Source organism: Coriobacteriia bacterium, assembly GCA_031292615.1.
Classification (GTDB): domain Bacteria; phylum Actinomycetota; class Coriobacteriia; order Anaerosomatales; family JAAXUF01; genus JARLGT01.
In genome coordinates this window covers 16,708-43,446 of the sequence record JARLGT010000029.1, presented here as the reverse complement: position 1 = coordinate 43,446, position 26,739 = coordinate 16,708, and the positions used below count along the sequence as shown (strand labels likewise).

Sequence of the window (26,739 nt, the reverse complement as noted above, 5' to 3'; positions counted from 1 at the left end):
GCAGGCGACGATGGCGCGGCTACCTGAGCACGTCCTGCGGTCTGAGCGTGCCTCCCGGGCCTTCATGCGCGTGCTGGAGGTGCGCCTTGCGGTTGGTGTCGAGGCTCAGCTGCTGCTGCGCCTTCTGGAACAGGGCGAGCAGCTCCGCATCGCCTACGTCGAGGCGGTACGCGTCGGCCAACTCCAGCATCGCGGGCAGGGCGGCGTCCTGCGAGAGCAGGATCGAGCCGTGCAGCCACTTGCGCATCACGACCGCGCGGGTCGCGTAGCGCGAGTCCCAAGGCTCCAGCCCGCTGGCCTGCTCGGCTGCTGTAGCGCGTTGGGTCAGCGGCAGACTCGCCGAGAAGCTGCGCCGATACGCGCTGCCGGCTGCCAGGTGAACTGCGAGCGCCGCGACCAGGATCACCGCGAGCAGCCCGAGCAGTGAGCCCAGCACGAGCTTGCGACGGCTGAGGCGGCGCTGGGGCGCGGGCGTTGGCGTGTTGTCGGTAGCCGTCATGCGACGTTCTTTCCCTATAGGACGTAGCAGCCGCCTTGGCGCAAGACGCGTGCCGGTGTCAGAGCGACGGGGTAGACTTCAGCCAGACCGAGCGGCGGAAGGGGATGCGACGTGCGAGAGGTGGCGGCTGTGGCCGTGGGTGGCGCCATCGGCGCGACACTGCGGTGGGGCATCGGCACGTGGATGGTCGGGCGCACTGGCGCGGGTTTCCCCTGGCACACGATGCTCATCAACGTGGTCGGCGCTTTCCTCATCGGTGTGCTGATGGCGCTCTCCGTCGAGCGCGGTGTTGTGTCGGGCGACTGGCGGCTGTTCCTGGGCACAGGAGTTCTTGGCGGGTTCACCACGTTCTCGACGCTGTCGTACGAGTCGATCGCACTGATGCAAAGCGGTCTTTGGTCGGCCGGGTTCGTCAACATGTTTGGCAGCGCGATTCTCGGTCTGGGCGCGGCCTGGATCGGCATCGTCGTTGGACGAGCGGTCTAGAGGGGAAACGCGATGAAGGCAGTCAATGCAGCTCAACGCGTCACGGTGCTCGTCGGCGAGACCGATCGCCACGACGGCCATACGCTCTACGAGGCGATCGTCACGATGCTGCACGCCGAGGGCATCGCGGGAGCCACGGCAACGCGCGGGATTCTCGGCTACGGCGGCACGGGACGGACGCACTCGGCGCACCTGCTCGACGTCGCCGACGACCTACCGATCGCGATCGTCTTCGTAGACTCCGCCGAGGCGGTCCAGCGCATCTTGCCAAGGCTCGACGCCATGGTTACGAGCGGCTTGGTAACCATTGAGGACGTTCAAGCGATCACTTTCACGCCTTAGCGGCGGTCCCGCAGAGCAGTTTCGCCTACTGCTGGAGTAGCCATCGCGGCCCGGGCGTGACGCAGGTCACATGCACGCTTCCGCACCCCCTTTTCATGGCGCGCCGATGGGCCGAAGATTCAGTTGTGGCGGGACCCCCCTCCCAGCCCCACGAATGGTCCGGACCGCATCTGCTGATCCCCAGATGCTTCCGGGAAGGCCCCTAGAAGCCGGCTCCCCAGCTGGCTCGGGGCAGGAAAAGGTGCCGCAGGCAGCGGCCCACGAACGGCGCGAAGCGCGGGGCTTCGCGCCGTTCGCGCGTCTGGACGCATACGCGCAGACGCGCTACTTCTCGGTCATCTCGACCTTGCGCCACGTCACCGGCGAGGAGAGCACGATCGACGTCGTCGTCTGCCCGTACGGCAGGAACTTCACGACGATGCGCTCCAAATGCTCGATCGACGTCACGCCCACTTTCAGTACGAAGCTCTCGGTGCCCGTGACGCGGTGAGACTCGAGAACCTCGGGAGTTGCGATCGCCATGTTCTCGAGCTGGTGAGCCAGGTCGCCCGGGGACGTCAGCCGTACGAAGGCAACGATGCCGTAGCCCGCGCGCTTCAGGTCGATGGTCGCGTGGTAGCCGCTGATGATGCCAGTGGCCTCAAGACGACGTACGCGTTCGGCCACCGCAGGTGCCGAGAGCCCCACGCGCCGTCCCAACTCCGCATAGGTCGCGCGAGCGTCGTCCTGGAGCGCAGAAATGAGTTCGCGGTCGATATCGTCCATCTGCATACCTTTCGCAAGTCGTTGTAGGCAAACTCAGTGGAAGCGAAGTAGATAGTACCTTGAAGCCTTCGTTTGCGCATGTAATCCCACGGAGCAACCCTCTAGACTTCGCCCTTGGCTCACGCGGGTGTCTCCCGCTCACGGATACTAGGTCTGCGGAAGGCTCACACGCTCATGCTCAAGCGCTACGGAACGGCCACCATCGCTGCCGCGTTGACGACGGTGCTGATCTGGAGCACGTCGTTCGCCGGGATGGTAGCGGCCCTCCAGCACTTCTCGCCCGGGAACCTCCTGTTTCTGCGATGGGGCCTGACCTCGCTGGGCTTTGTCATCTACGGCCGCATGACAGGGATGCGCCTGCCCGAGCGCCGCGATCTGCCCACTCTGATACTCGCTGGGCTGCTCGGGTTCGGGGTCTACCAGTTGCTGCTCGTCTTCGGTCAGCAGGCTGTCTCGGCGTCGATGGCTGGCTTCCTGGTCAATCTCAATCCTGTGTTCACAACGCTGATTGCCGTCGCGGTCGGTCGAGAGAGCAGCAGTCGGTACACCTGGATCGGGCTCGTCGCGTGCATGGCCGGCTTGGCCATCATGGGCGCCGCCAAAGGCAGCTTCAGCGGGAGCGGGGAGGGGATGGCTTTGATCGCTGTGGCGGCCCTGTCCTTCGCGCTCTATACGATCGTCAGCAAGCCGCTCTTCGCGCGCTACTCGCCGATGGAGGTCACCACCTACGCCATGGTCGCCGGATCGCTGCCGTTCCTCGTCTTCGCGCCGGGTGCAGTCCACTCGGTCGTCACCGCGACTCCCGCACAGATCGCCACCCTCGTATTCCTCGCGGCGCTTCCTGGCGGCGTCGCGTACGCGTTGTGGTCACGCACGGTTTCCGCGATGCCGCCAGGCGTAGCTGCGCGCTTCCTGTACCTCGTGCCGGTTGTCGGCGTCCTCGTCGCTTGGGTCTGGCTGGGCGAGGCGCCTCAGTTGCTCACCGTGCTCGGCGGTGCCGTAACCGTCGCCGGAGTCACGCTCGCGGGCATGCGAACTGCAGGCGATGCACTTCCGGCCCCATCGGTCGCGCCGGCGGCACTCGTCGCAATCGAGGCATCGGCGGCCGGAGAGGCGGCCTAGGCCCCGAGGGCTTCGCCTGCAGCGCGGGCCGGGGTTGGCACGTTTCAGGCTGCTAGACTACCTGCGTGAGCGCGGCTGAGTCGCGCCCAACAATCGAGCACCATCCGGGAGACGCTTGATGTATTCGTCACTTTCGAGAAGATCGCTCGCATTGGGAGCTGCAGTCGTCGCGGTCCTGGTGGTGGTTGTCGGCGTGCTCGTGATGTCGATTCCGCCCGTCGTCGGGCTCGGCAACAAGGTCAAGCTGCCCCTGCTTCACGGAGGCTCGACCTGGGTAAACCTGATGATCTTCACGCTCATGGGTGTCTTCGGGCTCGTCTACGTCTTCACGCGCAACGAGCGTCTGTACGCTTGGGAGGTGGGCTTTCGCGCCGTGGCGGCGCCGCTTTGGCTCGTCAACAGCGTGCTCGGCTTCATCGCGGCCTCATCCACCTGGGACTTCTCTGGGTCGAAGACCTCCGAACTCGTCATCATCGGCGCCGATCCGCGCCTCCGCGCTCAGATTCTGCTGCTATTTGGCGTTGCCGTCCTGCTCTTGCTCGACTGGCTCGTACTCGAGAATCGCCTCTACAAGGCCGTAGCAGACGTCGTGTTCACCGCCGCGATGATCGTGCTGATGTCGGACCTCTTCCTCGACCCGGTCAAGCGCGCGATGCATCCCGACAGCCCCGTACTGAACTCGGGATGGGACATCAAAGCGCCGTTCTTCGGGATGGTGGTCGCGATCTTTGGCGTGATGCTGGTGCTCTCGTGGCTTGCGGCGTCGACCGTGCGCCCGGCCGTCACCCCAGCCGCGACCGCCGAGCTGCCCGCCCAGTAGCCCGGAGCCGCACGCTCGTTGGCCGTGTGAGTTCGGTCACCAAGTTTGTGTGTCCAACTGCCGACATAAGAGGTGGCATCCGGGAAGGGGTGCCAACCACTGGTGTCGCGCCCTGGGCCGGCCGGTGCTTACGGGAAGGGAAGCGCAAGTGGCCACGACACGGCGTGTCATGCAGACCCTCGCCGCGGCAAACGTCGACTTCGAGCTGGTCTCCTCTCTTCTTTCGGCGAACTCCGACGCCGAGGCCACTGTTGCGCTCACGCTCCTGCGCGACGGGCTGACGGATCGCGAGCTCATCGAGATCGCCAACCTCCGAGAGCTGCTCAACGAGCTGCCGGTGAAACCATTCCGCACGGGTGAGAGCCTCGAGATGCTGCAGCGCGCGGGCGGCTACGAGTTCACTGGGCGGTCGTATCGGCGCTTGTTCGACAGCTCGCAGGGAGTCTTCGGCATCGAGTTCCTCGGCGAAGTGCGCGACTGCGAGGGCATCGTCGTTCACACGCCACAGGGTCGTCGCCGGCTTTGCTCGGCGGGAGGGACGCGAGTCGACGAGTCACTGCTACCACTGCTCGTCGACCACGGGATCCTGCTTGACGCGATCCTCGAAGCGCTGGAGTTGCTGGGAAGCCCGCTCGACCCGGCCATCTACATGACGGTCAACGACTTCCTGGCCGAGCACGGCGCAGGTACCATGCGAGATGCGATAGGCAGTCTCTTCTAGGCAATCTCTCTCCAGGTGATGCACAGCCCCCGTGCGCGGGTCTCGACGGCGTGACCAGCGCGGCTAGCGCGTCTGGGGATGCTGGGCTAGACTCGCAACGATTCATAACCGAATAGGCGTCGCTCGGTGCCCGGCAGCCTCCTCGGCTGGCGGGAGAATAGGGAACCCGGTGAAAATCCGGGACGGTACCCGCCACTGTGAAGCCTGTGCGATCTTGCCCGGGCAAGTCAGGAGACCTGCCGAGTGATGCGCGACGCGGCCTTCGAGGAAATGAGGCCGGCTCGCGGGTGAGTGCCGTCCTGGCACGACTCCCCGAACCGCTCCGCACCTACACGAAGACCCGCTCGCCTGGCTTGAACTCTCAAGCCGTGCGGCGGGTTTTGTCGTTGGGCGGGACGCGTCAATCCGCGTAGTACCGACAACAAGGAGGACGCATGACCCGCACTACCAGAACCGCACGGGCCCTACTGATCGCGACGATCTTCGCCGCACTGGCCGCCATTGCCCTGACAGGTTGCGCCAGCAACTCTGGTTCGAGCAGCGCGACGCCCGCAGCCACTTCCGCCAACGCCGCGGGCTTCCCCGTGACGATCACCGACGACGCGAGCCGTAGCATCACCGTCAAGGCCGAGCCGAAGCGCATCGTCTCGCTCGCACCGGCCAACACAGAGATACTGTTCGCGCTGGGTCTCGGCAGTGAGGTCGTGGGCGTGACGAGCTACGACGACTATCCCAGCCAGGTCGCCTCGATCACCAAGGTTGGCGACTTCGCCGGCCCCAACATCGAGGCCGTCGCGGCTGCCAAGCCCGACCTTATCTTGGCGACGAGCGGCGTGCAGGCCGACGTCGTCAAGAAGCTCGAGGCGCTCGGCGCGACCGTCGTCGTGCTCGATCCCCAGTCGCTGCCCGGCGTCTATGCCGACATCGAGCGAGTCGGCAAGGTGACCGGCTCCTCCGACAAGGCGTCCACGCTGCTCGACGGCATGAAGGCCGACATTCAGAGCATCGAAGCGGCCGTTGCTGCCAGCCCCACCGTCTCCACCTTCATCGAGATCGGCCAAAACCCGCTCTTCACGGCGGGCCAAGGCACGCTGATGGACGAGCTGATTACGCTTGCCGGTGGCACGAACGTGGTCACGCAGCCGGGCTACGTCAGCTTCTCCTCCGAGCAACTCATCAAGGCCAACCCCAGCGTCTACCTCGCGACAAAGGGCTCCTCGAGCGACCCTTCGTCAATCGAGAGGCGCCCGGGCTACTCGGCGATCTCAGCGATCAAGAACAACCGAGTGGTGATTCTCGACGACAGCATCGTGTCGCGTGGTGGTCCGCGCATCGTGGAGGGCCTCAAGGCGATCGCGCTGGCACTGCACCCCGGTATCCAGCTTCACTAGCGACGGATGACGCCCGCCCGCCGACACCTTCCCCCCTCTGCCGTGATGGCCTCGCTGGTCGTCGGGCTGATGGCTGCGATGGTGGCCGGCGTGGCGTGGGGCGCGGTGTACGTCCCGCCAGCCGATGCGCTCGCCGCGCTGGGCCGCGCGCTGCACGGCGGTGGCGGAGGGCTGGCCGACACGTTGATCGTGCAGGTGCGCCTGCCGCGAGTGCTTCTCGCCGCGCTCGTGGGCGCGTCGCTCGCGGGAGCGGGCACGCTGTACCAGGCGCTGTTCCGCAACCCGCTCGCCGACCCCTACATCCTCGGGGTCTCGAGCGGAGCGGGGCTCGGCGCGATGATTGCGCTGACCGCGACCGCCGGCGCGACCGCGATGCGTTTCGGTGTCGTGCCGCTCGCGGCATTCGCTGGCGCGCTGCTCACGATGATGCTGGTGGTGAGGCTGGCGTCGCTCGGCGGGCGACTCGAGGCGACGTCGCTGCTGCTTGCGGGCGTAGCGCTCTCCTACACGTTGGCGGCGATCACCTCGTTCGTGATGGTCTTCGCACACCAGCAGATGGCCGCCATCGTCTACTGGATGATGGGAGGCCTCGGCGCGGCATCGTGGGAGTACATCTGGATGATCGCGCCGATGTTCGTGATCGGCATCATCGTGCCACTGCTCTCGACCCGAGAGCTCAACCTCATGCTGTTGGGCGACGAGCGCGCGGGGCACCTCGGCCTGTCCGTCGAGCGCTTCAAGCTTGTGATACTGGCGACGGCCTCGCTCCTCACGGCGGCGGCAGTGGCAGTCTCTGGACTCATCGGCTTCGTCGGGTTGATGACGCCGCACATGGTTCGACTCGTGCTCGGCCCCGATCACCGACGGCTGCTGCCAGCGTCGCTCCTCGCCGGCGCAATCGTGTTGGTCCTCGCCGACCTTGTCGCGCGGACCATTCTGGCGCCGGTCGAAATCCCCGTGGGGATCGTCACCGCGGTGCTCGGCGGGCCGTTCTTCATCTGGCTGCTGATTCGTGGGAGGCGCGCGTGAGCTTGCAGCGCGCAGACGGCGAGCACCCGGCAGCGGGTGTGGCGGCTCCGGCAGCGCCGGGAAGCGCGGCGGCGCACGTCGCCGACCCGGCCGCAATCGCGTACGTCGGCGCAGACGTGGGTTACGCCCACGAGCGCGTCGTGTGCGCAGCGACGCTTGCAGTCGAGGCGGGCGAGGTCGTCGGACTCGTCGGCCCCAACGGCGCGGGCAAGTCCACGCTGCTACGGGCGGTCACCGGCGACGCCGAGCTGCTCGGCGGCTCCCTGCTGCTCTCCGGTCGCGATGCTCGCAGCATGCAGCCCATCGAGCGCGCGCGACTCGTCGGCGTGGTGCCGCAGCAGGTCACGGCCGCGTTCTCGGTCCCGGCCCGCGAGTTCGTCGCGATGGGGCGCCACCCGCACCTCACGCGTTTTGCTGCTCCCAGCGACGTGGACGACGCGATCGTCGAACGCGTGATGCGCCTGACCGACACGCTTCGCCTCGCCGAGAAGCCCACGGACGCTCTTTCCGGCGGCGATCTGCAGAGGCTTGCACTCGCGCAAGCTCTCGCGCAGGAGCCCTCGGTCCTTCTGCTCGACGAGCCCGTAAGCCACCTGGACCTGAACCACAGCATGCAGATCCTCGACCTGACGCGTTCGCTCGCCGATGAGGGCATGGCCGTGCTCGCCGTCTTCCACGACCTCGATCTCGCGGCGCGCTACGCCGACCGAGTCGCCGTGGTCGCCGACGGCCGTCTCGGCCCGGTCGGGTCGCCGGCCGAGGTCATCACCACCGCGATGTTGCGCGACGTGTTCGGCGTGCGAGCCGTGGTTGGAACCGACGTCGTCACCGGCGCCGTGAGCGTCACTCCGGTGCTGCGCGAGGAGTCCGTCGCCGGCGAGCCGCGTGGGCGAGTGCTTGTTGTCGGCGGCTCGGGCGTGGCCGCCTCGCTGATGCGGCGCCTCGTGCTGTGCGGCTGGCACGTCTCGGCGGGCGCGCTGAACACGGGCGACGCCGACCAACTCGTCGCCGAGGCGCTGCGCGTCGAGCACGTCGAGCTGCCGCCGTTCGCGCCGATGGACGCCGACGCGGAGAGCCGCGTTCGAGCTCTCGCGGACGGTTCTGACGTCATCGTGATCGCCGAGGTGCCGTTCGGTCACGGCAACGTCGCGAACCTGCGCGCCGCCGTCGAAAGCGGTAGGCGGCTGGTGCTCGTCGGTAGCGTAGACGGCCGGGACTTCACCGGCGGGGAAGCCGCTACGCTGTGGCACAACGCCGTTGCCAGCGGCGCGCAGATTGCGACCGACCTCGATGTCGCGTTTCACCGGCTCGAGTGCCTGTAACGCTGGCGCGCGTCCGCACGAGCCACTACCCTGCACTCAGCGAACCACCCGTGAAGCGCAGACCCAGGGAGTGCCCGTGCTCAACCGCATCTCATCTCGCCGAGTGTCGCACCTGGCTCTGACAACGTTGGTCGCAATCGCGATCGCGGCATCGCTGGCTGGCTGCTCGGCACCGACCACCGGCAGCAGCACGGGCGGCGCGGCGAGCACGGGTGGCGCAGGCTCCTCGGTGGCCACCTCGTCGACCGCCGGTCAGCAGACGCTTCCCTTAGACATGGCTGCCTCGCTCGCGGGGCGCCCGCGCAAGGTTGCCGAGACCACTGTGACCGTCGCGTGGTTTCCTCCGGCTGCGACACAGCTGACCGGCCTTCACCAACTCACCGACAAGAAGAAGATCGCCGAGCTTGCCAAGGCAGCCTCAGCCAACGGCCAGTTCTGGATCGAGCTTCCCAACGACCACGCGCAGCCGATCGTGTTCGGCTCCGATGCAGCGAGCATCCTCTCGACCTCGACCGGTTTCTCGACCGCGCTGATCGTCCCGGTGCGCGACGTCGCAAAGCCATCCGCCTCAGCCAAGTCGCTCGCGGCCGACCTCAAGGCTGAGCCCGCTTCATACCAGGTGCTGCTCTCTGGTGACGTGGGCGAAACGTCGTTTGGGCTGCGTAAGGGGAGCAAGCGTGGCGAGTGGCTGATCGACCCCAACGGCGAGCTCGTGAACTGGGGCAATGCCATCGACGCGGTTGGCCGCGACCTGAGTTTCGTCGCCGACCAAGCGTACGTGACTCACACGGCGTTCGACCTCGGCGGACGCCCGGCGCTCTACCTGACCTGGGCAGTGTTTCGCAACTCGGCGAAGAATCAGGAGTACGCCGTCGCGCTTCACAACCCGCCGGCGCTCAACGCGGACTGGACGATCGCGGGCAAGCCTCTGCGCCTCGCGACGGCGTACCCGCCAGCTACCGTGTACGGCCCGGTCGTACTAACGCCCCGGCCCGCGAAGTAGCCCTACTCGGCCTCGCCGAGGAGCGCGTCCCAGCCGGCCTCGCAGCCGGCCTCCCAGGCACAGCCGCTGCACGCCTCTGAGCGCCAGCGACCCGCCGCGATCGCGTCTGCCGAGAGCAGCTCGCGCGCTTCGGCGAGCGACAACCGGGCTCCCGGCTCCACGCACAGCACGCTGAACGCGAGCCGATCGATTCGCCGTACTTCGGCTTCGCCTGCGCTGGGGTCGACACACGTGCCGTCTGCGGCCAGCCCCGGGCATGCAGCGCATACGTCATCGGCGCCCTCGACCAGCAGCGCTGACGTCTCGCCGGCGCGCTCGATCACGCGCGTCAGGTTCTCGACGAAACTCGCCGAGTAACCCTCCCCGCGGAAGAACTGCAGGCAGACGAAGTGATGCCCGCGCAGGCGGGGCTCATCTGGCATGGTCATCGCGCATCACCGGGCCTCTTTGCCAAAGAGGATGCCTTGCGGCGGCTCGGAGTCCAGTATGTCGTTTTGCGGCGCCACTTCGACCGGCACGCGCAGCCCGATCGCCGTCATACGCGCAGCCAGTTCGCGCCGCACGATCGTGGCGCTGTTGTTGGTGTTCGAGCGATGTAGCGCGAAGACGTGGCGCAGCCGGTTGCTTGCCAGCCGCTCGATCGCGTCGCACGCGTCGGGGTTGGAGAGGTGGCCCTGCTCGGAGCGGATGCGGCGCTTCAGGTAGGACGGGTACGGCCCGTTCTCGAGCATCCCGAGATCGTGGTTGCTCTCCAAGCCCAGCAAGTCGACGTCGGCTAGCGCCTCGGCGGCTTCCGGGGTCAGCACGCCGGTGTCGGTCGCGAGCCCGAGCCGCTGACCGCTCTCGGTCTCAATCACGTAGCCCACCGGCTGCGCTGCGTCGTGTGACGTGCGGAACGGCAGCACCGACAGCGTCCCGAACCGGGTGATCTCTCCGGGGACCAGCGCGACCGCCTCGCCCTCCAGCCCGTCAAAGCCGGCGGCTCGTCGCGTCCCGAGCGTGCAGGCGACAGTGGCCATCCCGTGCCGGCGCTGGAAGACGTCGACGCCACGGATGTGGTCGGAGTGCTCGTGCGTGACCAGGATCGTGCTGACGTCCTCGGCGGCCAGTCCCGCAAGCTTCAGCCGGCGAACCGTCTCCCTTGCCGAGAACCCGCAGTCGACCAACAGCGTCGTCACGCCGTCCGTGACCGCAACGGCATTACCCGCCGAGCCGGAACCGAGAAAGACGACGCGCAATTGAGAGGCTGTTGGCATGCTGGGCAGTGTACACTGCGGCTCCGACACTTCGAGCCTAGCGCTGCATCGAGAGCAACTCGCGCCCGCGTTTCCACGCCAGCGGAATCCCACCCACTTGCCACCAGTACAGGACGTACGTGAGCCGCTTCATGAAGATGGCGGGAAAGCCCGAGAGCTTGAGCCCAAACATCCAGCCCACGCCCCAGCTCGGGCCAACGCTTACGAACTCGCCGTGCATGCTCGGCATGAAGGGGGTCGTCGGGGCGCCGTCTATCTCGGCGAGGAGGTTGCCGCTGGCGTGCTCGGCCGAGGTGATCGCGAACTGGGCGAGCATGGGAAGCACGCCCTTGGTCCGCGGGTTGTGGAACGAGGCCACGTCGCCCAGGGCGTAGACGTCGTCTAGGCCGTGCGCCTTGCCGTCCGGACCGGTCACGATGCGCCCGCCGTTGTCCAGCGTAAAGCCCCACTCCGATGCGTGCGGGTCGGACTTCGCCCCACCACACCAGACTAGCACGGCGCTTGGAACGCGCCGCCCATCGGCCAGCGTGACGGCCTCAGCGTCGATGCTCGCGACCATAGAGCCGGTCACGACCTCCACGCCGAGCCGAGTCAGGCGCCGAGCCGCCATGGTGCGCTGCGCCTCGGGCAGGTCGTAGAGGATGCTAGGGCGGCCCTCGATCAGGTGGATGTTGAGGTCGTTGGGGTCGAGCCCCAGATCGGCCGCTCGCTTGGGGAGCAGCTGGCCGAGCGTGCCGACGATCTCGACGCCCGTAGCACCACCACCGCAGACCGTGACCGACAGTGCTCGGCGCCGATCCTCGGCGTAGGGCATCGCGGCGGCGAGCCTCATCTGGTTGTGAACGCGGGCTTGCAGCATCTGGGCGTCGGCGACCGACCACATCGTCATGCTGTGCTCGGCAAGCCCGGGAATCGGTGGGAGCGACGGTACGGCGCCCGTCGCGATGACAAGACGCCAGTAGCTGACCTCTTGCCCGCCTCGGATGGTCACAACCCGCCGAGCGCAGTCGATCTTCTCGGCGCGGTTGAAGCACGTGCGCACTGGGAGGTTCTTGAGTACGGCCGGCAGCCATAGCTCGCAGAACTCGGGTCGCTCTGGTCCCGCCGCGACCAGGTCCAACTCGGAGAGCGCTTGCTGGCACGGGTTGTTCTCGACGAGCAGCACCTCGACCCCCGGCCGGGGTCGACGCTTCAGTGCTCGGCCGAGCCGCACGGCAAGCGTCGTGCCCGCGTAGCCGCCGCCGATGATGATGATTCGGCGCTCGGCATCGGTGGGTGGGCATCCTGTGCGTTCATCGGGCATGGTATGGCTCCAAGTCGGTCGTTCGCAGTTTCGGGAACATACGTCTCCAGATGTACCCTTCGCATCACTCGTGGCGCGATGCCGCGATCGCGCGACTCACCAAAAGGAGTCCACAATGACCGTTCACCTGTACGCACTCTCTACGTGCCCATACTGCCGCATGACCAAGAAGTTTCTCGACGAGCACGAGGTCGCGTACGAGTTGACCGAGGTCGATCTGCTCGAAGGAACTCCGGGCGATCCCGAGACTCCCAAGGGTGTCGCTGCCGCCGAGGTCAAGCGCCTTTCGGGCGGAACGTCCTTCCCCGTGCTGGTCGTCGACGACGAGGTAGTTGTCGGTTTCAACAAGAGCCGCATCTCCGAAGTCCTCGGGCTGTAGGCTCAGGCCGATGACGCCCGACGAAACCAAACCGGTCCGCCGTGTCCTGCCGGCGGGAACCACCATCAACGACCTGAAAGCCTACATGGAGCCGTTCGCGGCTCATCTCGGCTACAAGTTCAACACCGAGACCGAGTTTGTCGACGACGTGCTCGAGAGCGAGCTTGTCGTCCTCGATCGCGATGGCGACGTCTACTGCCCCTGCCGCATGCGCACGGGCGATCCCAAGGAAGACCTGAAGATCGTCTGTCCGTGCATCGCGTTCTACTCCGACCAGTTCGCGGCGATGCAGAAGTGCTGGTGCGGTCTGTTCATCCGCACCGATGTCGAGGACGGCGCCGAGCTGATCGGCGTGATTGAGGAGCCGCATGCCGGCTCGCTGGTCGACGTGCCGGTCGCGCGTCTTGAGGACCTCGCGCCGGGAGGGGTGCGCCACGTCAAGATCGGCAAGCGCGACATAGTGGTCGCGCGGGTCGACGACGAGGTTTTCGCGCTCTCGAATCTGTGCCGCCACGCGTTCGGGCCGCTCTCCGACGGCTTCACGGACGGCTACTACCTGACGTGCCCGTGGCATGGGTGGCGCTACGACGTGCGCACCGGAACGACGGATCATCCGGACGCACACGTCTCGACGTTCCCGGCTTTCGTCCGCGATGGCGAGGTGCTGGTGACGGTTGCTCTCGGCCGCGCGCGCTAGCCAGTGCGACCCCGCTCCTAGCCGCTACCGCACACGGAGTATTCACAGGTACTCCACAAAGCTCATGCGCTCATCTCGGCGAGCGGCTACCATCACGTCATGGTCGAGAACATGACACATACCCTCAAGCGGCTTCCCCAGATCGTGCAGGACGCGGCGTTCGCGCTCGCGCTGACGGTCGTGGGTTGCATGGGCCTACTGATTCCGCGCTCGCTCTCCTTTGGCGATGGCGGGCATGGCCCCCGGCAACTCGACCACGCCGCCCTCACGAGGCTCTCGGCGCAACCGCCGACGGCCACCCCGTTCGGTCCGGGCGGGACTCCCTCGCCCTGGGCGTACGTGGTCACTGCGCTCGCTTTCCTGCCCCTGGTGTGGCGTCGGCGCTATCCGCTGACGATCCTGGGCGTGACCACTCTTGCAGCAGTCGTCTACGAAGTGGGCCACTTCCCACCCAACATCGCTTGGCTCGCGCCGCTTGTAGCGCTCTACACCGTTGCATCCCTGCGCGATCGGCGCGTCGTGATCGTCGCCGGCGTGCTCTCCGCCGCCGCACAGCTCGGCGCGGCATGGTTCGCCGTGGGCAGCACCGGCCTGCTCGCCGAGTCGGTGCGCATCATCGCGCTGCTCGGCGTGGCCGGGGCGATGGGCGATGCGACTCGCAACCGCCGAGCCTACGTCGCAGAGGTCGAGCAGCGAGCCGCCGATGCGGAGCGCACACGCGACGAGGAGGCCCGGCGGCGCGTCGACGAGGAGCGGCTGCACATCGCTCGCGAGCTGCACGACATCACCGCGCACTCGCTGTCGATCATCGCGGTCCAGTCCGGCGCAGCCGCGCACGTCATCGACTCCAACCCCGCCGAGGCCCGCAAAGCGCTCGACGCGATCCGCCGTACCAGCCGAGACGCCCTCGACGAGCTCCGCGCCATGCTCGGCGTGCTGCGAGCGGGGGAGGAGGGCGACGCACCGCTGGCGCCCGCTCCCGGGCTGGCTCGGCTCGCCGACCTGATCGCGCCGCTCACAGAGGCCGGCTACAAGGTGGAGTCCCACGTCGACGCCGATCTCGGCGAGATTCCGGCGGTGGTCGAGGGCTCGGCGTACCGCATCGTCCAGGAGTCGCTGACCAACGTCGTCCGCCACGCTGGCATCTGCAACGTGATGCTTTGCATCCGCCGAGAAGAGGGCGCGCTGAGCATCACCATCGACGACGACGGCAACACTCCACCCACGCCGGTGCCCGCGGGAGGTCACGGTCTGGCCGGCATGCGCGAGCGCGTCACAGCGCTGCGCGGCACGTTTGAGGCTGCGCCCATGCCGGGTGGCGGTTTCCACGTTGCCGCGCGCCTCCCCATCGTGAGGAGCACCACATGACCGGAACCGCGCCCATTCGCGTACTTGTCGCCGACGATCAAGCCCTGGTGCGCGGCGGCTTTCACATGCTGGTCGACTCGGCGCCCGATCTCGAGGCCGTTGGCGAGGCCTCCAACGGTGTCGAGGCTGTCTCACTGGCTCGCGACACGGTGCCCGACGTCGTTCTCATGGACATCCGCATGCCGCTCATGGACGGCATCGAGGCGACTCGCGCGATTATCGCCGATCCCAAGACGGCCGATGCCCGCATCATCATCCTGACCACGTTCGACCTCGACGAGTATGTCTACGAGGCGCTTCGTGCGGGCGCGAGCGGCTTCCTTCTCAAGGACACCGATCCCGAGGCACTGCTCGAGGCGATCCGCGTCGTCGCTGGCGGCGAGGCGCTCCTGGCGCCCAGCGTCACGCGTCGCCTTATCGCCGAGTTCGCGCGCAGGCCCGCGCAGGTGCGCGCCTCGCTCTCCGAACTGGAGCACCTGACCGAGCGCGAGCGCGAGGTGTTTACGCTAGTGGCGCACGGCTTGTCCAACGCCGAGATCGCCACCGAGCTGTTTATCAGCCCCGCAACAGCCAAGACGCACGTGAGCCGCGTCATGATGAAGCTCGGAGCGCGCGACCGCGCCCAGCTCGTCACGCTGGCCTATGAGAGCGGCTTCGTGACCCCCGGCGAGCCAGGCGAGTAGCAGCCACCCTCGGCCGCCGCTGCGGCGGCCGACGTCTCTGCCGGTGCAGTTTGGCTCGGCCACGTACTCCCAACGTGGTACGCAGCTTTCACTCCCTCGGGTGACGCGCGGGGCGCACGTCCTCGGTAGCTTCAAAGGCGAAGAGTATTACTTGTCGCCGAGGAGGCCGCCATGATCGGAAAGTCCCGCCCCGCAGCGCGCACGTCGCGCGTCTCAACTGCCACGAGGTGGCAGTCGTGAACGCCGAGGCTGTGCCGCTCACCGCGGCGCCGTTGACGGCGGCGCGCAAGCAGAAGGGCCGGTGGGCGATCGGAGCCGTTATCGCGCTCGTCGTCATCGTCGGGATTGTGGCGGCCATCGTGCTGTCGCAGTCGAAGAGTTCCACTACATCGACCTTGTCGACCGCAACAGCCACCAAGCGCGCCATCAGCGTTGCGGTATCCGGCACCGGCAGCTCGGTTGCTGCCGACTCAGTCACGGTCAACCCGCAGATCAGCGGCACCGTGAAGAAGCTCTACGTCAGCCTCGGCGAGACGGTGACGGCGGGCGACACGCTCTACACGATCACGAGCGACAGCGTGCAAACGTCACTGCTCCAGGCCAAGGCATCGCTACTTCAGGCCAAGCAGGGGGTCACGCAGGCGGAGTCCTCCTACGAGCAGGCCGAAAGCCAGCTCTACGACGCCAACACAAAGGTGCTGCAGGCCAAGAAGGCGCTCTGGAAAGTGCAGGCCGAGGCCACTACGGCTCCCGATCACGCCTACAACCTCAAGATGGCCAAGCGATCGGTGACAACGGCCGAGGAGTCCGTTGACGCCGCCGAGCTCGGTGTGACTTCCGCAGATCTTGGCTTGCAGGCGGCCAAGGCCAGCTTGACCACTTCGAAGGGCAGCTACGCGACGGCGCTTACCAATACGAAGGAGACGGTCGTCACCGCTCCGATCGACGGCGTCATCACGGCGCTTCCTCTTTCTGTGGGCACCGCCGTGTCGTCCGGTACCAGCTCCAGCTCCTCGTCGAGCGGTGGCACAGCGGCCGCGAGCAGCAGCTCAAGCTCCGGCTCGTCGACGAGCTCGTCGAGCAACAGCTCGGGTAGCTCGATCACCATCACAGACATGAAGTCACTCCAGGTCGAGCTGACGGTAAGTGAGGTCGACATCCCCAGCGTCGCTGTCAGCCAGCCTGCGACGATCACGTTCGACGCGATCTCAGGCAAGACGTTCACGGGTTCGGTCAGCTCGATTCTGCCCAACGCCACAACCAGTTCGGGCGTCGTCAACTACACCGTGTACGTGAAGCTCAACCAGCTTGATGAGCGCGTTCGCACCGGAATGACCGCCTCGGTGGACATCGAGACCCAAAGCGCGGCCGACGCGATCTCCGTCCCCAACGCAGCGGTCAAGACCGACAACGGCTCCAAGTACGTGCTGGTCGTTGACCCGAGCGGCCAGACCACGCAGAAGACCGTCAAGGTCGGCCTCGCGGACGACAACTACACCCAGATCGTGAGTGGCATCACGGAGGGAACGACCGTCTCGACGGGGAGCAACTCTACCGCCTCGTCGACCACATCCTCCTCGTCGACCAAGAGCACCAACACGCGAAGCCTGCTCGGCGGTACCGGTGGACCTCCCGGTGGCGGACCTGGTGGCAACTAATGCCCGCGATCATCGAAGTCCGCGACATGGTCAAAACGTACCTGACCGGTGACACATACACGCAGGCTCTCAAGGGCGTATCGCTCACCGTCCAGGAAGGCGAGTTCGTCGCGATCATGGGCCCGTCCGGTTCGGGCAAGTCGACGCTTATGAACCTGCTGGGTCTGCTCGACACGCCGACCTCGGGCAGCTACCGCATCCGTGGCGTCGACGTCAGCTCGCTGAACCAAGCAGAACTCGCCGAGGCACGCTCCCGGGAGATCGGCTTCGTATTCCAGTCGTTCAACCTGTTGCCTCGCACGAGCATCATGCGCAACGTCTCGCTCCCAATGATCTACTCGCACACACCAGATCGTGAACGCCACGACCGTGCGGTGGCGGCTATGACCGCCGCCGGATTGACGCCCGAGCTGTTCTACAAGCTCTCGAACCAGATCTCAGGCGGCCAGATGCAACGCGTCGCAATCGCCCGTGCTTTGGTGAACAACCCCGCGTTGATCCTGGCAGACGAGCCGACAGGCAACCTCGACACAGTGACAGGAGACTTCATCCTTGCGACGTTCGAGAAACTGCGCGACCAAGGTCGCACCATCGTGCTCATCACGCACGAGCCGGAGGTTGCGGCGCACGCCGACCGCACGGTTCACATCCGCGACGGCGTGCTGACCGAGGACGCCATCCCAGAGCGAGTCGCTGTCGGGGGAGGTGTCGCGCTGTGAACTTGAAGGACCTGCTCACAGAGACGTTCCTGTCGCTCACGGCGAACAAGGCCCGCTCGTTCCTGACCATCCTCGGCATCGTCGTCGGCATTACGTCGGTCATAGTCATGGTCGCTTTCGGACAGGGCACCAAGGCCTCGATCGAGTCGAGCGTCTCCTCCATGGGCGCCAACCTGCTGACGATCAGCCCTGGCAGCGCCTCGAGCAGCCGTATTGGCGGCGGTTTCGGGCAGGGAGCGAGCACTAACTCCATCACGCTCAAGGACGTCGACGCCGTTCGGACGCAGGTGAAGAACGTCAAAGCCGTGGCGCCGATCACATCGACAAGCCTGCAGGTGTCTGCCGAGGCAAGCAATACGAACGTCGACATCACCGGCACGACGTCCGACTTCCCGACGATTCGCAACTACACCGTTCAGTACGGCGTGTGGTTCACGGACAGCCAAGAGGGAAACTCGGCGCGTGTCGCGGTCTTGGGTCCGGATACCGCCTCGACGTTGTTCGGCGATGCGGCCAGTGCAATCGGGCAGAGGATTCGGATCTCCGGTCAGCCGTTCACGGTTATTGGGGTGACGACATCCAAGGGCTCGAGTGGCCGAGACAACCAGGATGCAGCCGTCTACGTGCCGTTCGAGACCTTCCAAGCGCATCTGTCCAAGTCGACCGGCGTCAGTAGCGTGTACGTCGAAGCTGCATCGCAGGACTCGATGACCCAGGTGGAGGCGGACATCACGACGCTCCTGTTGGCGCGCCATGGCATTGCGGACTCGTCCAATGCCGACTTCCAGATCGCCAACCAGGCCGATATCGCATCGACGCTGTCCACCATCACCAACACGCTCACCCTGTTGCTGGGCTCGATCGCCGGCATCTCTCTGGTGGTCGGCGGCATCGGCATCATGAACATGATGCTGACCACGGTCACCGAGCGCATCCGGGAGATCGGCCTGCGCAAGGCGCTTGGTGCCACGCGCAGCGACCTCACGTCGCAGTTCCTATCCGAGGCAATTGCCCTGACGATGCTCGGCGGCCTGATCGGCATCGCGCTGGGCTGGGCCATCTCGTGGGGCATCACCACGTTCTCGAGCTACTCCACAACGGTAAGCCTCTACTCCGTTGTCCTTGCGGTCGGCGTGTCGACCGGAATCGGCATCGTGTTCGGCTACTACCCGGCGCGCCGCGCTGCCAAGCTCGACCCGATCGAGGCGCTCCGTTACCAGTGAAGTCCGGCTAGCTCGCAGGTCCTGAGGACTGCGGGCGGCTCAACAGATTGGAGTCACAGATGGATCCGAATCAAGTTCCACAGGGCGCGCCGCAGGGTGCGAACGGCGCAGGCGGTGCGGCGGGCGCGATGGGACGCGGCGCTGCGGGCGGCTTTCCCGGCGGCCGAGGCGGAATCTTGCCCGGCGGCCCGGTCACGACCTACGTCCTGCTGGCGATCTTCGCGGTGACGCTCATCGTCATGGCGTTCGCGTTCTACAAGCTCTACCAGAAGGCGGGCATGTCGGGTGCGATCGGGCTTCTCGCAGTCATCCCGGTGGTCAACCTCGGCGTGATGCTCTACCTCGCGTTCGCCGAGTGGCCCGTCCTGGCCGAGCTCGCGCACGTCAAACTCGTCGCGGCTTCCGCAGTGCCAACTGCAACGACGGCTTCTGCGCCCCCCGTGGCAGCGGCGGATTCCACGGAGCCGGCGATTCCGCTCACCACGTAGCGGCGCTGCGTAACCGAATGGCGAAGGGCGGTCTTTCGGTCGGGAGGCCGCCCTTCGTGCTATCTGCGGCGGATGATCAACCTCTGAGCCGCGACGAACGCAACGAGCGATACCGTCAAGAACCCGATCCACTGCCACCCAGAGGGGGCGTGGAGCGCCTCGAGGAGCGTCGCCACCGCCGCACCGATCGCCCACGGCATCACGAGCAGCCCGCCTGTGACGGCCTCGCCTAGGGCGAGGAGCACCGTGACGGCGAACCATGCCCAGAACACCGTGCTCACAGCGCGACTCCCCTCAGACTTGCGATCGCTTTCGACGGTTTCACAGTAGCCATTCGCTCTCCCGGCCTCCAGTCGCACCGAAGCGACGCTAAACGCAGTAAACGCATGATTAAGGTGCGGTATAATCCCTTCTCGGCGGGGAATCCACCCTCTAGGATGCGCATCAGAGCACCTAAGACGTTATCCGAGGAGGAAGTCATGTCCCAGATCGCAAAGCGTGTGGACGACACAATCGGCGACACACCGATCGTGTTTCTGCGTCGGTTGTCTGCGGGCCTTCCCGCGCTTGTGGGCGTAAAGCTTGAGTCCCGCAACCCTGGCGGCTCGGTCAAGGATCGCATTGGCAAGAGCATCATCGACGATGCCGAGGCACGCGGTGTCATCACGCCAGGCGAGTCGGTCATCATCGAGCCGACGAGCGGCAACACCGGTATCGCGCTTGCACTCATCGGCGCGTCGCGGGGCTATCGCGTGATTCTGACGATGCCGGAGTCGATGTCGATCGAGCGTCGCAAGCTATTGCGCGCATTTGGCGCCGAGCTCGTGCTCACCGACAAGGCAAAGGGCATGAAGGGCGCCGTCGATGCCGCCAACGAACTCGCCGCCTCCACACCTAACGGTTGGATCGCCGGCCAGTTCGACAATCCGGCCAACCCGGCCGCGCACTACGAAACCACTGGACCCGAAATCGCCGAGGCGCTGGGCGGACACCGGATCGCGGCCTTCGTCGCCGGCGTGGGTACGGGCGGGACGATCTCCGGTGCGGGTCGCTACCTCAAAGAGAAGTTCCCGGGCGTCCTGGCCGTTGCGGTCGAGCCCGCCGAGTCGCCCATCATCTCTCAGAAGCTCGCGGGCGAGGAGCTCACGCCGGGACCGCACCTGATCCAGGGCATCGGCGCCAACTTCATCCCGACGGTGCTCGATCTAACGGTTATCGACAGCGTCGAGCACGTCACCGGTGACGAAGCAATCGCGACCGCCCGCAAGGCCGCCGACGAGGAGGGCCTGCTCGTGGGCATCTCGAGTGGCGCCAACATCGCCGCCGCGCTTCGCCTCGCAGCCAAGCCCGAGCACGCGGGCAAGGTCGTCATCACCGTCGCCCCGTCCACTGGCGAGCGCTACCTGTCCACCAAACTGTGGGAAGAGCTGGGCTAACGCATGCGCGTCCCGCAACGACTCGACTACGCACTCCGGGCTCTGGTGCTCCTGGCGCAGCAGCCAGAAGGGGAGTACATCGCCGCCGGTGATCTCGCCGACCACCTAAGCCTGCCGCGACGTTTTGTCGAGCAGCAGATCACGGCGCTTGCGCGAGCGGGTATCGTCCGATGTCGACGCGGGGCCGCAGGCGGGTGCGCCCTGGCTCGGGGTTCTCGGGACGTGACCGTCTTCGACGTGGTCGAAGCCGTTCAGGGAGAGATCCTCGACGTGCCGCACGTGACAGGTTCGGCCGCCTCGGAACTGTGGAGTCAGGCTGCCAATCAGCTGTCGGGTTTTCTGAGCACGGTTACGCTGGCCCAGCTCGCCGAGAACCAGCGCGATATCGATGGCGCCGCAGCTACGATGTACTGGATCTAGTTCAGCACGACGACTTTCTTCGTTTTTATGCATCGGACGGCCCCCAAATAGGGGCCGTCTTGCGTAGTGAACCGCCCCGTCGGCGTGCGGACGAACTCCTGTTGCACGCGTAACGGTTCTGATACACTCCGAGGCGTTTCGCGGTGGGATGACCGTGGAGCTCCGTGCCACCTGGGGATGGCGGTCACGGGCGTCAATCGCAAGGCAGTATCGTCCAGGGAGCAAGGGAGGAACTATGAAGGTGAGCACCAAGCGTATGCTCGCCGCGGCCAGCCTGCTCGTCGCAGTAGCGATGATCAGCACCGGTTGTGGTGGCAGTAGTTCGGGTTCCAGCAGCACGAGCAGCGGCCCGACTGAGGTCAAGATCGGTATCGGTGCCCCGCTTACCGCCGGCGCAACCGCGCTCGGCCAGGGCATGGTTCGTGGCGCTGAGCTTGCCATCGAGCAGGCCAACGCTTCTTCGACCGTTACCGCCGCTGGTCTGAAGTTCACGCCGGTCTCCGGCGACGACCAGGGCGACCCGAAGACCGGCGTCACCGTCGCGAACACGTTCGCGTCTGACCCGGCCCTCGTTGGCGTCATGGGCCACCTGAACTCGGGTGTCTCGATTCCGGCCTCGAAGGTCTACGCCGACAAGAAGATCGTCATGATCTCCCCGGCTTCGACCAACCCCGCTCTGACCCAGCAGGGTCTGAGCAACGTGTTCCGCGTCTGCACGACTGACGCCGTTCAGGGCCCCGCGGCCGCTGACTTTGCGACCAAGCTCCTGGGCTTCAAGAGCGTCTATGTCGTCGATGACTCCACCCCGTATGGTGAGGGTCTGGCCAAGGCGTTTGCCGACCAGTTCACCGCCAACGGCGGCAAGGTCGTGGGCACCGCGAAGACTTCGGACAAGGACTCCGACTTCAACGCCCTCGTGACCAAGATGAAGTCGACCAACCCTGACTTCATCTACTACGGTGGCGTGTACAACGCTGGCGCGCTCTTGGCCAAGCAGGCCAAGGACGGCGGCATCAAGGGCCCGCTGATGGGCGGCGACGGTCTCTACGACCCGCAGTTCATCGCACTCGCTGGCGCCGCTGAGGCCGAAGGCGACTTCGCGACTTCCGTCGGTCTCCCGATCGACAAGCTCCCGGCCGGCCAGGACTTCCTCACGGCGTACAACAAGAAGTACCCCGGTCAGGCTCCTGCGGCGTACGACGCCTATTCGTATGACGCTGCAAACGTGATCATCGCAGCCGTTGTCGAGGCCGCCAAGTCCGTTGGCGCCGACAAGGTCGTCAGCCCTGCTGGTCGCGATGAGATCATCAAGGACGTTGCTGCAACCAACATGGTGGGTGTTACCGGCCCGATCGCCTTCGACAAGAACGGCGACACTACCAACAAGGCCATCACCCTGTACACGGTTTCCGGCGGCAAGTGGATCACAAAGGCTCTGCCTCAGTAGGCGATCCGCACACAACCGTCCCAAGCTAACGACTCTCCGGGCGGGCATCCAAAAGGGGTGCCCGCCCGGACTGCGTTTATTGCCTGCATAAGGGGCGGTCCCTTTCGGATAGACAGGAACGACAGTCGTGCAGCTAGCAAACCTAATCCTCGCGCAGCTCATCAATGGGATCACCTTGGGCAGCCTTTACGCTCTCATCGCCCTCGGATACACGCTGGTCTACGGCATCTTGCTTATGATCAACTTCGCCCACTCCGAGCTGTTCATGAGCGGCGCCTTCGTCGGTCTTGGCGTGATGACGCTGCTAACCAGTTCGAGCATCGCCCAGAAGTTCCCGGTGCTCGCGCCTGCGCAAGCCTTCTTCACCGGCAGCAATGTTGGAGTGTTCTTCATGCTGATGATCGTGTTCTTGGTGTCGATGCTCGTGGTCGGCATCATGGGCGTAATCATCGAACGATTCGCCTATAGACCGCTGAGGCATGCGCCGCGACTTGCGCCACTTATCTCGGCAGTCGGCGTCTCGCTCTTCCTCCAGAACGCGGTTCTGCTGTGGGTCAGCGCACAGCAGATACCCTTCCCGAATCCAATCGGCAACGGGATTGCCTTCACGATTGGAACGGTCGATGTGAGCGTGCTCAAGGTAATCATCTTTGTGACGGCGATCGTGCTTCTTGTGGCTCTGGACACGTTCATTAGCCACAGCCGTTTCGGTAAGGCGATGCGAGCAACCTCGCAAGACCGTGAGGCTGCAGGCCTAATGGGCATCGATATCAACTTCTCGATTATGCTCGCGTTCTTCATCGGACCGGCGCTAGGCGCCGTCGCCGGTATCTTCAACGGAATGTACTACGGCTCGATCGTCTTCAATATGGGCTTCCTGCCCGGTCTGAAGGCGTTCACCGCCGCCGTTCTCGGCGGCATTGGTAACCTGCGTGGCGCAATGCTGGGCGGGTTCGTTCTGGGTATCGCCGAGTCACTGGCGTCGGGATTCATATCGACCGGCTACAAGGACGTCATCGCATTCGCGATCTTGATCCTCGTGCTGATCTTCCGACCCGGTGGTCTGCTCGGCGAGTCCGTTGTGGAGAAGGTGTAACCATGGCGGAATCAAAAGCGAAGACAAACACGAAGGCCGGAACTGGCCGCGTGACACCGATCAAGATCGCTCTGTACACGCTGTTGGCGCTTGCCTTGATCATTACGCCGCTGATCTTTGAAGGCTACGGCTGGCTGTTCGTGCCGCACATCATGGCCCTGATTGGCCTGTACGTGATGCTAGCGCTAGGACTGAACATCGTCGTCGGATTCGCCGGACTACTCGATCTCGGATACGTTGCGTTCTACGCAATCGGCGCTTACGCGGGCGTCATCGTTGGCGCTTGGGCGTTCAAGGGTGCACCGGCGCTCGGACCGTACATCTACTTCCTCATGATTCCGGTGGCCGCCGCGGCTGCCGCGCTCACGGGACTCGCGCTGGGCACACCGGTCCTGCGTCTTCGCGGTGACTACCTCGCGATCGTGACGCTTGGTTTCGGAGAGATCGTCCGAATCGTCATCACGAACAACGCGTTTGGTATCACCAACGGCGCAGCCGGCCTGCCGGCAGCTGGCCAGTTCATCCCCAAGCCGTTTGGCTTGGATTGGCTGATCAACAACGTCTACTTCAACATTCCGGCGCTCGGGAAGAACTTCATCTTCACGATCGACGGCAACGTGTACTGGTACTACATGATCGTGTTGCTGTGTCTGCTCACGATCTTCGTCGTGCGCCGTCTGGACCAGTCCCGTCTCGGTCGTTCGTGGGCCGCGATGCGCGAGGACGAGGTTGCCGCGTCGTCGGTGGGCGTCAGCATCACCGCCGCAAAGCTCTGGGCGTTCTCGCTGGGCGCGCTGTGGGGCGGCATCGCCGGCCTGACGTTCGCGAACTTCCAGCAGTTCGTTAGCCCCGAGTCCTTCACGTTCATGGAGTCGGTGTTCATCGTCTGCACAATTGTCATCGGCGGTATGGGTTCGATTCCTGGAGCTATCGTCGGCGCGATCATCATTCAAGGCATCCCCGCCTTCATCCAAGGCATGGCTGCCGCGGGCAAGATCCCTGGCGTCGATCCTTCGACCGCAACGGTTATCGCCAACTACCGCTTCCTCGTGTTCGGTCTTTTCGTGGTCATCATGATGGCGTGGCGACCACAAGGATTGATTCCATCGAAACGGCGTGCGGCCGAGCTCAAACCTGACACGGCCGAGATGGGTGACGAAGAGAGCGAGACGCTCTACGACGCCCAGCACGATAGCGGCCAGTTCTAGCTCGAGACCACTCGGGCGCGAGAGAGGTTACTTACATGGCACGCCTGGTAGACGCACAGAACGCCACGATGCAGTTTGGCGGCCTCAAGGCCGTCAACGACGTGACGCTGCATATCGATGAAGGTGAGATCGTCGCGCTCATCGGCCCAAACGGCGCCGGCAAGACGACGTTCTTCAACATGCTGACCGGAATCTACACGCCTACACAGGGCACCCTGACGTTTAAGGGTGAGCCTGTCGGCGGCAAGAAGCCGCATCTGATCGCAAGGCTCGGAATCACTCGAACTTTCCAGAACATTCGGTTGTTCCAGAACATGACGGCGCTCGAGAACGTCATGGTCGGTCGGCACACGCAAACCAAGGCCTCGACGCTCGGAGCCATCTTCCGCACCCCGGCCTTCAAGGCCGAAGAAGAGAAGACGGTCGAAGAGGCCTACGCGCGGCTGAAGTTCGTCGGTCTGGGCAAGGTCGCCAACGAGCTCGCGAAGAACCTCCCGTACGGCGACCAGCGCCGTCTGGAGATCGCGCGCGCGCTTGCCGCCGAGCCCACCCTGCTTCTGCTCGACGAGCCAGCGGCCGGCATGAACCCACAGGAGTCTCAGGCGCTCAACGGCCTCGTGCGCAAGGTACGCGCCCTAGGCGTGACGATTCTGCTGATCGAGCACGACATGAAGGTCGTCATGGACCTCGCGGACCGCATCTACGTTCTGGACTTCGGCGAGCTGATCGCCCAAGGATTGCCCGCCGAGATCCAGCGCGACCCCAAGGTCATCGAGGCGTATCTGGGCGCCGGCGCCGAAGCGCTGGTCAAGGCCGCCGAGGACGCCAAGGTTGCGGCCACAGCTGCCTCAGCCGCCCCCGTTGCAACGGCCGTCGCAGCCGACGTCGCCGCCGAGGAGGAGCCCGCAAATGGCTGAGCCGCTTCTGAAGATCGACAACCTCAACACTTACTACGGCAAGATTCACGCGCTCAAAGGAATCTCGCTTGAGGTCAGCGAGGGCGAGATCGTCACACTGATCGGTGCCAACGGGGCCGGCAAGTCCACGACGCTGAAGACCATCTCGGGCCAGCTTTCACCCAAAGAAGGCACGATCGTCTACAACGGCGAGGCCATCCAGGGCAAGCCGACGCACGTAGTCACCGCCAAGGGCGTCATCCAGGTTCCCGAGGGTCGGCGCATCTTCCCGCGCATGACGGTCAAGGAAAACCTCGAGATGGGCGCGTTTCTGCGCAAGGACAAGGACGCGATAGCGGAGGACTTGGAACGCGTCTTCGAGCTCTTTCCCCGCATGAAGGAGCGCATCGCCCAGAAGGGCGGCACGCTTTCAGGCGGAGAGCAGCAGATGCTGGCCATGGGCCGCGGCATCATGTCCAGCCCGAAGCTACTCATGCTCGACGAGCCATCCATGGGCTTGGCGCCAGTCGTCGTCGAACTCATCTTCGAGACGATCGGCAAACTGCACGCCGCTGGTATCCCGATTCTGTTGGTCGAGCAGAACGCTCACATGGCGCTGTCGATTGCCGACCGCGGCTACGTTCTGGAGACCGGCGAGATCAAGCTTCAGGGCAGCGGCACGGATCTTCTCAACAACGAAGACGTGCGCAAGGCGTACCTCGGCGAGTAGTCCAAGCATCGTCTGCACGGCATCTGCGGGGCGCCTTTCGGGGCGCTCCGTTCGCGTACCAGGTGGGCAAAGCCACACGCCGACGAATCGGAAGTCACTCGCCAATGGCGCATTTCGATTCATGCGAAAGAGCCGCCACGCACACCACCCTTGCCACTGTATGCAATCTCCGCGCTACCGTACGCTCCCATGCGTTGTGTCATGGGACATCTGCCGCCCGTGACACAGTTCA

Annotated in this window: 30 protein-coding genes and 1 riboswitch; of the genes, 24 read left to right on the top strand and 6 right to left on the bottom strand. The window is 65.3% G+C overall.

Translation table 11 applies throughout. From position 1 onward, the window contains the following. Positions 1 to 19: 19 nt before the first annotated feature. Positions 20 to 499 (bottom strand): hypothetical protein, encoded by a 480-nt coding sequence (locus P4L93_03060; GenBank protein MDR3685927.1) that lies wholly within the window; start codon positions 497 to 499, stop codon positions 20 to 22. 111 nt (positions 500 to 610) lie between these two features. Between P4L93_03060 and crcB the strand changes: the two genes are divergently transcribed. Further along, entirely contained in the window at positions 611 to 985 is a 375-nt protein-coding gene (gene crcB, locus P4L93_03055; protein MDR3685926.1) for a fluoride efflux transporter CrcB, read from the top strand. Between the two features lie 12 nt (positions 986 to 997). Next, entirely contained in the window at positions 998 to 1,327 is a 330-nt protein-coding gene (locus P4L93_03050) for a DUF190 domain-containing protein (GenBank protein ID MDR3685925.1), read from the top strand. 324 nt (positions 1,328 to 1,651) lie between these two features. Here the strand turns inward: P4L93_03050 and P4L93_03045 are convergent, their stop codons facing one another. After that, positions 1,652 to 2,092: an Lrp/AsnC family transcriptional regulator gene (locus P4L93_03045; protein ID MDR3685924.1), complete on the bottom strand. Its 441-nt coding sequence runs from the start codon at positions 2,090 to 2,092 to the stop codon at positions 1,652 to 1,654. A gap of 174 nt (positions 2,093 to 2,266) precedes the next feature. Between P4L93_03045 and P4L93_03040 the strand changes: the two genes are divergently transcribed. The 7 genes from P4L93_03040 to P4L93_03010 all read left to right on the top strand — a co-directional run bounded on the left by P4L93_03040 (position 2,267) and on the right by P4L93_03010 (position 9,500). Continuing rightward, positions 2,267 to 3,214: an EamA family transporter gene (locus P4L93_03040; protein ID MDR3685923.1), complete on the top strand. Its 948-nt coding sequence runs from the start codon at positions 2,267 to 2,269 to the stop codon at positions 3,212 to 3,214. A gap of 151 nt (positions 3,215 to 3,365) precedes the next feature. Next, positions 3,366 to 4,034: a hypothetical protein gene (locus P4L93_03035; GenBank protein MDR3685922.1), complete on the top strand. Its 669-nt coding sequence runs from the start codon at positions 3,366 to 3,368 to the stop codon at positions 4,032 to 4,034. Positions 4,035 to 4,182: 148 nt separating this feature from the next. Next, the gene (locus P4L93_03030) at positions 4,183 to 4,755 is read left to right on the top strand and encodes a hypothetical protein (protein MDR3685921.1); all 573 of its coding nucleotides are present in this window, start codon (positions 4,183 to 4,185) and stop codon (positions 4,753 to 4,755) included. A 107-nt stretch (positions 4,756 to 4,862) separates the two neighbouring features. Further along, positions 4,863 to 5,014: riboswitch (cobalamin riboswitch) on the top strand. Positions 5,015 to 5,189: 175 nt separating this feature from the next. Continuing rightward, positions 5,190 to 6,146, top strand: a complete 957-nt coding sequence (locus P4L93_03025; GenBank protein ID MDR3685920.1) for an ABC transporter substrate-binding protein — start codon at positions 5,190 to 5,192, stop codon at positions 6,144 to 6,146. Between the two features lie 45 nt (positions 6,147 to 6,191). Then, positions 6,192 to 7,175, top strand: coding sequence for an iron ABC transporter permease (locus P4L93_03020; protein ID MDR3685919.1), 984 nt, complete (start codon positions 6,192 to 6,194; stop codon positions 7,173 to 7,175). After that, positions 7,172 to 8,497 (top strand): ATP-binding cassette domain-containing protein, encoded by a 1,326-nt coding sequence (locus P4L93_03015; protein MDR3685918.1) that lies wholly within the window; start codon positions 7,172 to 7,174, stop codon positions 8,495 to 8,497. The genes P4L93_03020 and P4L93_03015 overlap by 4 nt, the downstream gene beginning before the upstream one ends. A gap of 76 nt (positions 8,498 to 8,573) precedes the next feature. Beyond that, on the top strand, positions 8,574 to 9,500 hold the full coding sequence (locus P4L93_03010) for a hypothetical protein (GenBank protein ID MDR3685917.1): 927 nt from the start codon (positions 8,574 to 8,576) through the stop codon (positions 9,498 to 9,500). Positions 9,501 to 9,502: 2 nt separating this feature from the next. On the opposite strand, the gene P4L93_03005 is transcribed toward P4L93_03010, so the two are convergent. From P4L93_03005 to P4L93_02995, 3 genes are read right to left on the bottom strand one after another with little or no spacing between them, the layout of a single operon-like run. After that, entirely contained in the window at positions 9,503 to 9,928 is a 426-nt protein-coding gene (locus P4L93_03005) for a DUF1284 domain-containing protein (GenBank protein ID MDR3685916.1), read from the bottom strand. A 6-nt stretch (positions 9,929 to 9,934) separates the two neighbouring features. After that, positions 9,935 to 10,756, bottom strand: a complete 822-nt coding sequence (locus P4L93_03000; GenBank protein MDR3685915.1) for an MBL fold metallo-hydrolase — start codon at positions 10,754 to 10,756, stop codon at positions 9,935 to 9,937. A 37-nt stretch (positions 10,757 to 10,793) separates the two neighbouring features. Beyond that, positions 10,794 to 12,059, bottom strand: coding sequence for an FAD-dependent oxidoreductase (locus P4L93_02995; protein MDR3685914.1), 1,266 nt, complete (start codon positions 12,057 to 12,059; stop codon positions 10,794 to 10,796). A gap of 115 nt (positions 12,060 to 12,174) precedes the next feature. Here P4L93_02995 and P4L93_02990 point away from each other — a divergent pair, with 115 nt between their 5' ends. From P4L93_02990 to P4L93_02955, 8 genes are all read left to right on the top strand, one after another. Continuing rightward, a complete protein-coding gene (locus P4L93_02990; GenBank protein ID MDR3685913.1) occupies positions 12,175 to 12,438 on the top strand; it encodes a glutaredoxin family protein in 264 nt (87 codons plus the stop codon). A gap of 10 nt (positions 12,439 to 12,448) precedes the next feature. Beyond that, positions 12,449 to 13,135, top strand: coding sequence for a ferredoxin-thioredoxin reductase catalytic domain-containing protein (locus P4L93_02985; GenBank protein MDR3685912.1), 687 nt, complete (start codon positions 12,449 to 12,451; stop codon positions 13,133 to 13,135). A gap of 111 nt (positions 13,136 to 13,246) precedes the next feature. Further along, complete coding sequence (locus tag P4L93_02980) at positions 13,247 to 14,503, top strand: sensor histidine kinase (GenBank protein MDR3685911.1); 1,257 nt, start codon at positions 13,247 to 13,249, stop codon at positions 14,501 to 14,503. Then, positions 14,500 to 15,186 carry a response regulator transcription factor gene (locus P4L93_02975; GenBank protein ID MDR3685910.1) on the top strand — a complete coding sequence of 229 codons (687 nt, stop codon included), beginning with the start codon at positions 14,500 to 14,502 and terminating at the stop codon, positions 15,184 to 15,186. The genes P4L93_02980 and P4L93_02975 overlap by 4 nt, the downstream gene beginning before the upstream one ends. Before the next feature lie 236 nt (positions 15,187 to 15,422). Next, on the top strand, positions 15,423 to 16,844 hold the full coding sequence (locus tag P4L93_02970; protein ID MDR3685909.1) for an efflux RND transporter periplasmic adaptor subunit: 1,422 nt from the start codon (positions 15,423 to 15,425) through the stop codon (positions 16,842 to 16,844). Beyond that, on the top strand, positions 16,844 to 17,563 hold the full coding sequence (locus P4L93_02965) for an ABC transporter ATP-binding protein (GenBank protein ID MDR3685908.1): 720 nt from the start codon (positions 16,844 to 16,846) through the stop codon (positions 17,561 to 17,563). Before P4L93_02970 ends, P4L93_02965 begins: the two co-directional genes overlap by 1 nt. Then, positions 17,560 to 18,786, top strand: coding sequence for an ABC transporter permease (locus P4L93_02960; protein ID MDR3685907.1), 1,227 nt, complete (start codon positions 17,560 to 17,562; stop codon positions 18,784 to 18,786). Before P4L93_02965 ends, P4L93_02960 begins: the two co-directional genes overlap by 4 nt. Before the next feature lie 59 nt (positions 18,787 to 18,845). Continuing rightward, positions 18,846 to 19,274 (top strand): hypothetical protein, encoded by a 429-nt coding sequence (locus P4L93_02955; protein ID MDR3685906.1) that lies wholly within the window; start codon positions 18,846 to 18,848, stop codon positions 19,272 to 19,274. Between the two features lie 59 nt (positions 19,275 to 19,333). On the opposite strand, the gene P4L93_02950 is transcribed toward P4L93_02955, so the two are convergent. Continuing rightward, positions 19,334 to 19,555: a hypothetical protein gene (locus P4L93_02950; protein ID MDR3685905.1), complete on the bottom strand. Its 222-nt coding sequence runs from the start codon at positions 19,553 to 19,555 to the stop codon at positions 19,334 to 19,336. Positions 19,556 to 19,753: 198 nt separating this feature from the next. On the opposite strand from P4L93_02950, the gene cysK reads away from it, so the two are divergent. The 7 genes from cysK (at position 19,754) to P4L93_02915 (ending at position 26,507) form a co-directional block, all read left to right on the top strand. Continuing rightward, positions 19,754 to 20,710, top strand: a complete 957-nt coding sequence (cysK, locus tag P4L93_02945; protein ID MDR3685904.1) for a cysteine synthase A — start codon at positions 19,754 to 19,756, stop codon at positions 20,708 to 20,710. Between the two features lie 3 nt (positions 20,711 to 20,713). Continuing rightward, positions 20,714 to 21,130 carry an Rrf2 family transcriptional regulator gene (locus P4L93_02940; GenBank protein ID MDR3685903.1) on the top strand — a complete coding sequence of 139 codons (417 nt, stop codon included), beginning with the start codon at positions 20,714 to 20,716 and terminating at the stop codon, positions 21,128 to 21,130. 241 nt (positions 21,131 to 21,371) lie between these two features. Then, complete coding sequence (locus tag P4L93_02935) at positions 21,372 to 22,577, top strand: branched-chain amino acid ABC transporter substrate-binding protein (protein ID MDR3685902.1); 1,206 nt, start codon at positions 21,372 to 21,374, stop codon at positions 22,575 to 22,577. A gap of 127 nt (positions 22,578 to 22,704) precedes the next feature. Next, complete coding sequence (locus P4L93_02930; GenBank protein MDR3685901.1) at positions 22,705 to 23,673, top strand: branched-chain amino acid ABC transporter permease; 969 nt, start codon at positions 22,705 to 22,707, stop codon at positions 23,671 to 23,673. Positions 23,674 to 23,675: 2 nt separating this feature from the next. Then, positions 23,676 to 24,881: an ABC transporter ATP-binding protein gene (locus tag P4L93_02925; GenBank protein ID MDR3685900.1), complete on the top strand. Its 1,206-nt coding sequence runs from the start codon at positions 23,676 to 23,678 to the stop codon at positions 24,879 to 24,881. 35 nt (positions 24,882 to 24,916) lie between these two features. Then, complete coding sequence (locus P4L93_02920; protein ID MDR3685899.1) at positions 24,917 to 25,798, top strand: ABC transporter ATP-binding protein; 882 nt, start codon at positions 24,917 to 24,919, stop codon at positions 25,796 to 25,798. Next, positions 25,791 to 26,507 (top strand): ABC transporter ATP-binding protein, encoded by a 717-nt coding sequence (locus P4L93_02915; GenBank protein ID MDR3685898.1) that lies wholly within the window; start codon positions 25,791 to 25,793, stop codon positions 26,505 to 26,507. Before P4L93_02920 ends, P4L93_02915 begins: the two co-directional genes overlap by 8 nt. Positions 26,508 to 26,739: the final 232 nt, after the last annotated feature.

What these genes read in the sequence shown, in the direction of transcription:
- P4L93_02915 (MDR3685898.1), top strand. Translation starts at nt 25,791, where the DNA reads ATGGCTGAGCCGCTTCTGAAGATCGACAACCTCAACACTTACTACGGC.
- P4L93_03020 (MDR3685919.1), top strand. Translation starts at nt 6,192, where the DNA reads ATGGCCTCGCTGGTCGTCGGGCTGATGGCTGCGATGGTGGCCGGCGTG.
- P4L93_02955 (MDR3685906.1), top strand. Translation starts at nt 18,846, where the DNA reads ATGGATCCGAATCAAGTTCCACAGGGCGCGCCGCAGGGTGCGAACGGC.
- P4L93_02995 (MDR3685914.1), bottom strand. Translation starts at nt 12,059, where the DNA reads ATGCCCGATGAACGCACAGGATGCCCACCCACCGATGCCGAGCGCCGA.
- P4L93_02920 (MDR3685899.1), top strand. Translation starts at nt 24,917, where the DNA reads ATGGCACGCCTGGTAGACGCACAGAACGCCACGATGCAGTTTGGCGGC.
- P4L93_03040 (MDR3685923.1), top strand. Translation starts at nt 2,267, where the DNA reads ATGCTCAAGCGCTACGGAACGGCCACCATCGCTGCCGCGTTGACGACG.
- P4L93_03005 (MDR3685916.1), bottom strand. Translation starts at nt 9,928, where the DNA reads ATGACCATGCCAGATGAGCCCCGCCTGCGCGGGCATCACTTCGTCTGC.
- P4L93_02990 (MDR3685913.1), top strand. Translation starts at nt 12,175, where the DNA reads ATGACCGTTCACCTGTACGCACTCTCTACGTGCCCATACTGCCGCATG.
- P4L93_03025 (MDR3685920.1), top strand. Translation starts at nt 5,190, where the DNA reads ATGACCCGCACTACCAGAACCGCACGGGCCCTACTGATCGCGACGATC.
- P4L93_02940 (MDR3685903.1), top strand. Translation starts at nt 20,714, where the DNA reads ATGCGCGTCCCGCAACGACTCGACTACGCACTCCGGGCTCTGGTGCTC.
- P4L93_03045 (MDR3685924.1), bottom strand. Translation starts at nt 2,092, where the DNA reads ATGGACGATATCGACCGCGAACTCATTTCTGCGCTCCAGGACGACGCT.
- P4L93_02985 (MDR3685912.1), top strand. Translation starts at nt 12,449, where the DNA reads ATGACGCCCGACGAAACCAAACCGGTCCGCCGTGTCCTGCCGGCGGGA.
- P4L93_02980 (MDR3685911.1), top strand. Translation starts at nt 13,247, where the DNA reads ATGACACATACCCTCAAGCGGCTTCCCCAGATCGTGCAGGACGCGGCG.
- P4L93_03050 (MDR3685925.1), top strand. Translation starts at nt 998, where the DNA reads ATGAAGGCAGTCAATGCAGCTCAACGCGTCACGGTGCTCGTCGGCGAG.
- cysK (MDR3685904.1), top strand. Translation starts at nt 19,754, where the DNA reads ATGTCCCAGATCGCAAAGCGTGTGGACGACACAATCGGCGACACACCG.
- P4L93_02925 (MDR3685900.1), top strand. Translation starts at nt 23,676, where the DNA reads ATGGCGGAATCAAAAGCGAAGACAAACACGAAGGCCGGAACTGGCCGC.
- P4L93_02965 (MDR3685908.1), top strand. Translation starts at nt 16,844, where the DNA reads ATGCCCGCGATCATCGAAGTCCGCGACATGGTCAAAACGTACCTGACC.
- P4L93_03060 (MDR3685927.1), bottom strand. Translation starts at nt 499, where the DNA reads ATGACGGCTACCGACAACACGCCAACGCCCGCGCCCCAGCGCCGCCTC.
- P4L93_03000 (MDR3685915.1), bottom strand. Translation starts at nt 10,756, where the DNA reads ATGCCAACAGCCTCTCAATTGCGCGTCGTCTTTCTCGGTTCCGGCTCG.
- P4L93_02975 (MDR3685910.1), top strand. Translation starts at nt 14,500, where the DNA reads ATGACCGGAACCGCGCCCATTCGCGTACTTGTCGCCGACGATCAAGCC.